Source organism: Nocardioides marinus (genome assembly GCF_013408145.1).
GTDB classification, from domain to species: domain Bacteria; phylum Actinomycetota; class Actinomycetes; order Propionibacteriales; family Nocardioidaceae; genus Nocardioides; species Nocardioides marinus.
On the sequence record NZ_JACBZI010000001.1, the window covers coordinates 2,048,432 to 2,057,500 of the forward strand.

Annotated in this window: 4 rRNA genes (1 of these 4 running past the window's edge); all 4 read right to left on the reverse strand. The window is 56.3% G+C overall.

Annotated features, from left to right (window positions below):
* Positions 1-18 precede the first annotated feature (18 nt).
* Positions 19-3,130, reverse strand: a 23S ribosomal RNA gene (locus BKA05_RS09770).
* 475 nt (positions 3,131-3,605) lie between these two features.
* Positions 3,606-5,123, reverse strand: a 16S ribosomal RNA gene (locus tag BKA05_RS09775).
* A 673-nt stretch (positions 5,124-5,796) separates the two neighbouring features.
* Positions 5,797-5,913: ribosomal RNA gene (gene rrf, locus BKA05_RS09780) — 5S ribosomal RNA — on the reverse strand.
* A gap of 153 nt (positions 5,914-6,066) precedes the next feature.
* Positions 6,067-9,069 (reverse strand): 23S ribosomal RNA (locus BKA05_RS09785); it runs 109 nt beyond the window's last position.
* Together the 16S, 23S and 5S rRNA genes form the textbook arrangement of a ribosomal RNA operon.

Genomic DNA, 9,069 nt, shown 5'->3' on the forward strand with positions numbered 1-9,069 from the left:
TGTCTTGTTGAGTGAGTGTGGGACAAGCCCTCGGCCTATTAGTACCGGTCGGCTGGGCATTGCTGCTGTACACCTCCGGCCTATCAACCCAGTGTTCTGCTGGGGGCCTTACCCGGTTAACCCGGTGGGAAACCTCATCTTGAAACGTGCTTCCCGCTTAGATGCATTCAGCGGTTATCACTTCCGAACGTAGCTAACCAGCCGTGCCCCTGGCGGGACAACTGGCACACCAGAGGTTCGTCCATCCCGGTCCTCTCGTACTAGGGACAGCCTTTCTCAAGTTTCCTGCGCGCGCGGCGGATAGGGACCGAACTGTCTCACGACGTTCTAAACCCAGCTCGCGTGCCGCTTTAATGGGCGAACAGCCCAACCCTTGGGACCTACTCCAGCCCCAGGATGCGACGAGCCGACATCGAGGTGCCAAACCATCCCGTCGATATGGACTCTTGGGGAAGATCAGCCTGTTATCCCCGGGGTACCTTTTATCCGTTGAGCGACCACGCTTCCACATGCCGTGGCCGGATCACTAGTTCCGACTTTCGTCCCTGCTCGACATGTCTGTCTCACAGTCAAGCTCCCTTGTGCACTTACACTCGCCACCTGATTGCCAACCAGGCTGAGGGAACCTTTGAGCGCCTCCGTTACATTTTAGGAGGCAACCGCCCCAGTTAAACTACCCATCAGGCACTGTCCCTGATCCGGATAACGGACCTAGGTTAGACATCTAGTACGACCAGAGTGGTATTTCAACGTTGACTCCACAACCACTGGCGTGGCTGCTTCACAGTCTCCCACCTATCCTACACAAGCCGAACCAAACACCAATACCAAACTATAGTAAAGGTCCCGGGGTCTTTCCGTCCTGCCGCGCGTAACGAGCATCTTTACTCGTAGTGCAATTTCGCCGAGTCCACGGTTGAGACAGTGGGAAAGTCGTTACTCCATTCGTGCAGGTCGGAACTTACCCGACAAGGAATTTCGCTACCTTAGGATGGTTATAGTTACCACCGCCGTTTACTGGGGCTTAAATTCTCCGCTTCGAGATTGCTCTCTAACAGGTCCTCTTAACCTTCCAGCACCGGGCAGGAGTCAGTCCGTATACATCGTCTTACAACTTCGCACGGACCTGTGTTTTTAGTAAACAGTCGCTTTCCCCTGGTCTCTGCGGCCCTTCACGCTTCCCCAGCTAGTGGGTACACGATCCGGGCCCCCCTTCTCCCGAAGTTACGGGGGCATTTTGCCGAGTTCCTTAACCATGGTTCGCTCGATCGCCTTGGTATTCTCTACCTGATCACCTGAGTCGGTTTGGGGTACGGGCGGCGCGTAGCTCGCTAGAGGTTTTTCTCGACAGCATAGGATCACCCACTTCCCCCATACGGGGTCCCCATCACGTCTCAGAATCGTGCATCAAAGCACTGCCAGACGGATTTGCCTATCTGACTCCCTACACGCTTGGCCACAGACAACCATCGCTGTGGTTGGGCTACCTTCCTGCGTCACCCCATCGCTTGACTACTACCAGCTCGGGTCCCATGCTCCACCACCCCGCCTCACCCCGAAGGGATCGGTCATGGGTGGCTTCGGATGGTTAGCATCACCAGGTTCGTCATGGGCGCTACTTTGCCGGTACGGGAATATCAACCCGTTGTCCATCGACTACGCCTGTCGGCCTCGCCTTAGGTCCCGACTTACCCAGGGCAGATTAGCTTGACCCTGGAACCCTTGATCATTCGGCGGACGTGTTTCTCACACGTCATTCGCTACTCATGCCTGCATTCTCACTCGTGTCCTATCCACGGCTAGATCACTCTGCCGCTTCACTCAGAACACGACGCTCCCCTACCCATCCGTACCCACGTTGGTGGTTGATGTACGAATGCCATAGCTTCGGCGGATGACTTGAGCCCCGCTACATTGTCGGCGCGGAATCACTTGACCAGTGAGCTATTACGCACTCTTTCAAGGGTGGCTGCTTCCAAGCCAACCTCCTGGTTGTCAATGCGACTCCACATCCTTTTCCACTTAGTCACCGCTTAGGGGCCTTAGCTGATGGTCTGGGCTGTTTCCCTCTCGACTACGGAGCTTATCCCCCGCAGTCTCACTGCTGCGCTCTCACTTACCGGCATTCGGAGTTTGGCTAACGTCAGTAACCTGGTAGGGCCCATCGGCTATCCAGTGCTCTACCTCCGGCAAGAAACACGCAACGCTGCACCTAAATGCATTTCGGGGAGAACCAGCTATCACGAAGTTTGATTGGCCTTTCACCCCTATCCACAGGTCATCCCCTCAGTTTTCAACCTAAGTGGGTTCGGTCCTCCACGCGGTCTTACCCGCGCTTCAACCTGCCCATGGATAGATCACTTCGCTTCGGGTCTTGATCGTGCGACTAAACCGCCCTATTCGGACTCGCTTTCGCTACGGCTGCCCCACACGGGTTAACCTCGCCACACAACGCAAACTCGCAGGCTCATTCTTCAAAAGGCACGCCGTCACCCCCACAAGGAAGGCTCCGACGGATTGTAGGCACACGGTTTCAGGTACTATTTCACTCCCCGCCAGGGGTACTTTTCACCTTTCCCTCACGGTACTTGTCCGCTATCGGTCATCAAGGAGTATTTAGGCTTAACGGGTGGTCCCGCCAGATTCACACGGAATTTCAGGGGTTCCGTGTTACTTGGGATACCGCGACACAGGCACGCACTTACACCTACGGGGCTATCACCCTCTACGGCGCCGCTTTCCAACGGACTTCGACTTCACACGCACTTTCTTACTGTGCGACCTACCGGCAGATAGATCCACGCGGTCCCACAACCCCACACACACAACCCCTGCCGGGTATCACATGTGCATGGTTTAGCCTCATCCGATTTCGCTCGCCACTACTCTCGGAATCACTGTTGTTTTCTCTTCCTTCGGGTACTGAGATGTTTCACTTCCCCGAGTTCCCTCCACACACCCTATATATTCAGGCGCGGGTAACACGACATGACTCGTGCTGGGTTCCCCCATTCGGACACCCCCGGATCACAGCTCGTTTGCCAACTCCCCAGGGCTTATCGCAGGCTACTACGTCCTTCATCGGCTCTTGATGCCAAGGCATCCACCATGTGCCCTTCATAGCTTGTCTCACAAACACTCAACAAGAAACACAACTACAAAGAAACTACAGCTAACACACAAGACCAAGAACACCCACCAACACCACACACACAAACGCGCATGCGACATCGACGAGCCACTTGACCTCTCGTATTGCTACAAGATGCTCGCGTCCACTATTCACAAACCAAACCCCACCCACCACACGGTGAGCAAGAGCAATCAAGCCCAGAACCCCACCCACATCCCACCAAGGAACATGAGCACCAGCTCAGGCGATAGAGGCATCTGATCCCTCAGACACCCAACAGTGTGCCAACCACCTCACCCACCAACCCGCACCCAGGTTCCACGCCACACCCCCACCCACAAAGGGACAAGAATGCAGCAGTACTGAGGACACGAGCCGAACAGGATCAGCAGCGTACGTCGACGATTCCACTAGTGAGACACCACCATGCGTCACCAAACACTCGTTGGTGATCGGGGTGTGTGCTCCTTAGAAAGGAGGTGATCCAGCCGCACCTTCCGGTACGGCTACCTTGTTACGACTTCGTCCCAATCGCCAGCCCCACCTTCGACGGCTCCCTCCACAAGGGTTGGGCCACCGGCTTCGGGTGTTGCCGACTTTCGTGACGTGACGGGCGGTGTGTACAAGGCCCGGGAACGTATTCACCGCAGCGTTGCTGATCTGCGATTACTAGCGACTCCGACTTCATGGGGTCGAGTTGCAGACCCCAATCCGAACTGAGACCGGCTTTTTGGGATTCGCTCCCCCTCACGGGATCGCAGCCCTTTGTACCGGCCATTGTAGCATGCGTGAAGCCCTGGACATAAGGGGCATGATGACTTGACGTCATCCCCACCTTCCTCCGAGTTGACCCCGGCAGTCTCCTATGAGTCCCCACCATCACGTGCTGGCAACATAGGACGAGGGTTGCGCTCGTTGCGGGACTTAACCCAACATCTCACGACACGAGCTGACGACAGCCATGCACCACCTGTACACCGACAAAAAGGGGCTACATCTCTGCAGCTTTCCGGTGTATGTCAAACCCAGGTAAGGTTCTTCGCGTTGCATCGAATTAATCCGCATGCTCCGCCGCTTGTGCGGGCCCCCGTCAATTCCTTTGAGTTTTAGCCTTGCGGCCGTACTCCCCAGGCGGGGCGCTTAATGCGTTAGCTGCGGCACGGAACCCGTGGAATGGATCCCACACCTAGCGCCCAACGTTTACGGTGTGGACTACCAGGGTATCTAATCCTGTTCGCTCCCCACACTTTCGCTCCTCAGCGTCAGGACATTCCCAGAGAACCGCCTTCGCCACCGGTGTTCCTCCTGATATCTGCGCATTTCACCGCTACACCAGGAATTCCGTTCTCCCCTGAATGCCTCTAGTCTGCCCGTATCGAAAGCAAGCACCGAGTTAAGCCCGGTGTTTTCACTCCCGACGCGACAAACCGCCTACGAGCCCTTTACGCCCAATAATTCCGGACAACGCTCGGACCCTACGTATTACCGCGGCTGCTGGCACGTAGTTGGCCGGTCCTTCTTCTGCACATACCGTCACTTGCGCTTCGTCTGTGCTGAAAGAGGTTTACAACCCGAAGGCCGTCATCCCTCACGCGGCGTTGCTGGATCAGGCTTCCGCCCATTGTCCAATATTCCCCACTGCTGCCTCCCGTAGGAGTCTGGGCCGTGTCTCAGTCCCAGTGTGGCCGGTCACCCTCTCAGGCCGGCTACCCGTCGAAGCCTTGGTAGGCCATTACCCCACCAACAAGCTGATAGGCCGCGAGCACATCCCTGGCCGAAAAAACTTTCCACACACATCTCATGCAAGAGCGTGTCGTATCCGGTATTAATCACCGTTTCCGGTGGCTATCCCGAAGCCAGAGGCAGATTACTCACGTGTTACTCACCCGTTCGCCGCTCGAGTACCACCGAAGTGGCCTTTCCGCTCGACTTGCATGTGTTAAGCACGCCGCCAGCGTTCGTCCTGAGCCAGGATCAAACTCTCCGTTGAAAAACAACACCACCACACACAAACCGCATGCGATGGAAAAAGAGATGCCTGACAGGAGACACTGACACCCAACCCCATCACTAGGGCCAGGAATTTGTCAGAATCATTGTCAAAAGAAATCCATCAACCACACACACCACATGGGTATGCATAGAAGACGGGGCATAACAAACTAATTCGTCGACTATGACACACTGTTGAGTTCTCAAGAATCAGACGCACACCGTCCCGGTCACTCACGCGACCAGCGGCGGGACAACCTGCAGAAACTTACTCGCCGCACTTCTCCGAGTCAACTTGGCAGTTGTTCGAAGCGGTGAAGCGCATATGCTCCTGGTCTTGGCCAGCTCGAGCCACTCATCCGGGACGACCAGAGGGTCAGAACCCTGGAGGGCTTGTCGCTTGCCGCAACGAGATGGAACATTACACGCACGTAGCGGGCGTGCCAAATCCGGGGGGCCTCCCCCTGCCACACCCTCACGGCAGCTGCTTACGCCCACTCATACCGGGCGCAGCCAGCCGTCTGTCCAGCTGGACACGGTGCCTTCAAGTGGGGACCGGCCAACCGATCTGGGCATCACCTCGAGCTCCGAGCCGGCTCACGTGAAGCACGGCAGCCCGGGGAAATGCGAGCAGCCCCGCCTCTGATGAGGCGGGGCTGCTGCGAAGGTATGTCCGGCGGCGTCCTACTCTCCCACGACCTCGCGGTCGCAGTACCATCGGCGCTGAAAGGCTTAACTTCCGGGTTCGGGATGGGACCGGGTGTTTCCCTTTCGCTATGGCCGCCGTAACTCTGGCGACTCACCACACCCCGAACTAGCCACGTGTGTGGGGGTTGGGGGTGGTGGTCAAACTTGTGTGTTTGTGTGTGGACGCGAACATGTGCGCTGGCGTGTTGTCTCAGTCAGTCGACACTGTGTTTGTGTGTCTTGTTGAGTGAGTGTGGGACAAGCCCTCGGCCTATTAGTACCGGTCGGCTGGGCATTGCTGCTGTACACCTCCGGCCTATCAACCCAGTGTTCTGCTGGGGGCCTTACCCGGTTAACCCGGTGGGAAACCTCATCTTGAAACGTGCTTCCCGCTTAGATGCATTCAGCGGTTATCACTTCCGAACGTAGCTAACCAGCCGTGCCCCTGGCGGGACAACTGGCACACCAGAGGTTCGTCCATCCCGGTCCTCTCGTACTAGGGACAGCCTTTCTCAAGTTTCCTGCGCGCGCGGCGGATAGGGACCGAACTGTCTCACGACGTTCTAAACCCAGCTCGCGTGCCGCTTTAATGGGCGAACAGCCCAACCCTTGGGACCTACTCCAGCCCCAGGATGCGACGAGCCGACATCGAGGTGCCAAACCATCCCGTCGATATGGACTCTTGGGGAAGATCAGCCTGTTATCCCCGGGGTACCTTTTATCCGTTGAGCGACCACGCTTCCACATGCCGTGGCCGGATCACTAGTTCCGACTTTCGTCCCTGCTCGACATGTCTGTCTCACAGTCAAGCTCCCTTGTGCACTTACACTCGCCACCTGATTGCCAACCAGGCTGAGGGAACCTTTGAGCGCCTCCGTTACATTTTAGGAGGCAACCGCCCCAGTTAAACTACCCATCAGGCACTGTCCCTGATCCGGATAACGGACCTAGGTTAGACATCTAGTACGACCAGAGTGGTATTTCAACGTTGACTCCACAACCACTGGCGTGGCTGCTTCACAGTCTCCCACCTATCCTACACAAGCCGAACCAAACACCAATACCAAACTATAGTAAAGGTCCCGGGGTCTTTCCGTCCTGCCGCGCGTAACGAGCATCTTTACTCGTAGTGCAATTTCGCCGAGTCCACGGTTGAGACAGTGGGAAAGTCGTTACTCCATTCGTGCAGGTCGGAACTTACCCGACAAGGAATTTCGCTACCTTAGGATGGTTATAGTTACCACCGCCGTTTACTGGGGCTTAAATTCTCCGCTTCGAGATTGCTCTCTAACAGGTCCTCTTAACCTTCCAGCACCGGGCAGGAGTCAGTCCGTATACATCGTCTTACAACTTCGCACGGACCTGTGTTTTTAGTAAACAGTCGCTTTCCCCTGGTCTCTGCGGCCCTTCACGCTTCCCCAGCTAGTGGGTACACGATCCGGGCCCCCCTTCTCCCGAAGTTACGGGGGCATTTTGCCGAGTTCCTTAACCATGGTTCGCTCGATCGCCTTGGTATTCTCTACCTGATCACCTGAGTCGGTTTGGGGTACGGGCGGCGCGTAGCTCGCTAGAGGTTTTTCTCGACAGCATAGGATCACCCACTTCCCCCATACGGGGTCCCCATCACGTCTCAAGATCGTGCATCAAAGCACTGCCAGACGGATTTGCCTATCTGACTCCCTACACGCTTGGCCACAGACAACCATCGCTGTGGTTGGGCTACCTTCCTGCGTCACCCCATCGCTTGACTACTACCAGCTCGGGTCCCATGCTCCACCACCCCGCCTCACCCCGAAGGGATCGGTCATGGGTGGCTTCGGATGGTTAGCATCACCAGGTTCGTCATGGGCGCTACTTTGCCGGTACGGGAATATCAACCCGTTGTCCATCGACTACGCCTGTCGGCCTCGCCTTAGGTCCCGACTTACCCAGGGCAGATTAGCTTGACCCTGGAACCCTTGATCATTCGGCGGACGTGTTTCTCACACGTCATTCGCTACTCATGCCTGCATTCTCACTCGTGTCCTATCCACGGCTAGATCACTCTGCCGCTTCACTCAGAACACGACGCTCCCCTACCCATCCGTACCCACGTTGGTGGTTGATGTACGAATGCCATAGCTTCGGCGGATGACTTGAGCCCCGCTACATTGTCGGCGCGGAATCACTTGACCAGTGAGCTATTACGCACTCTTTCAAGGGTGGCTGCTTCCAAGCCAACCTCCTGGTTGTCAATGCGACTCCACATCCTTTTCCACTTAGTCACCGCTTAGGGGCCTTAGCTGATGGTCTGGGCTGTTTCCCTCTCGACTACGGAGCTTATCCCCCGCAGTCTCACTGCTGCGCTCTCACTTACCGGCATTCGGAGTTTGGCTAACGTCAGTAACCTGGTAGGGCCCATCGGCTATCCAGTGCTCTACCTCCGGCAAGAAACACGCAACGCTGCACCTAAATGCATTTCGGGGAGAACCAGCTATCACGAAGTTTGATTGGCCTTTCACCCCTATCCACAGGTCATCCCCTCAGTTTTCAACCTAAGTGGGTTCGGTCCTCCACGCGGTCTTACCCGCGCTTCAACCTGCCCATGGATAGATCACTTCGCTTCGGGTCTTGATCGTGCGACTAAACCGCCCTATTCGGACTCGCTTTCGCTACGGCTGCCCCACACGGGTTAACCTCGCCACACAACGCAAACTCGCAGGCTCATTCTTCAAAAGGCACGCCGTCACCCCCACAAGGAAGGCTCCGACGGATTGTAGGCACACGGTTTCAGGTACTATTTCACTCCCCGCCAGGGGTACTTTTCACCTTTCCCTCACGGTACTTGTCCGCTATCGGTCATCAAGGAGTATTTAGGCTTAACGGGTGGTCCCGCCAGATTCACACGGAATTTCAGGGGTTCCGTGTTACTTGGGATACCGCGACACAGGCACGCACTTACACCTACGGGGCTATCACCCTCTACGGCGCCGCTTTCCAACGGACTTCGACTTCACACGCACTTTCTTACTGTGCGACCTACCGGCAGATAGATCCACGCGGTCCCACAACCCCACACACACAACCCCTGCCGGGTATCACATGTGCATGGTTTAGCCTCATCCGATTTCGCTCGCCACTACTCTCGGAATCACTGTTGTTTTCTCTTCCTTCGGGTACTGAGATGTTTCACTTCCCCGAGTTCCCTCCACACACCCTATATATTCAGGCGCGGGTAACACGACATGACTCGTGCTGGGTTCCCCCATTCGGACACC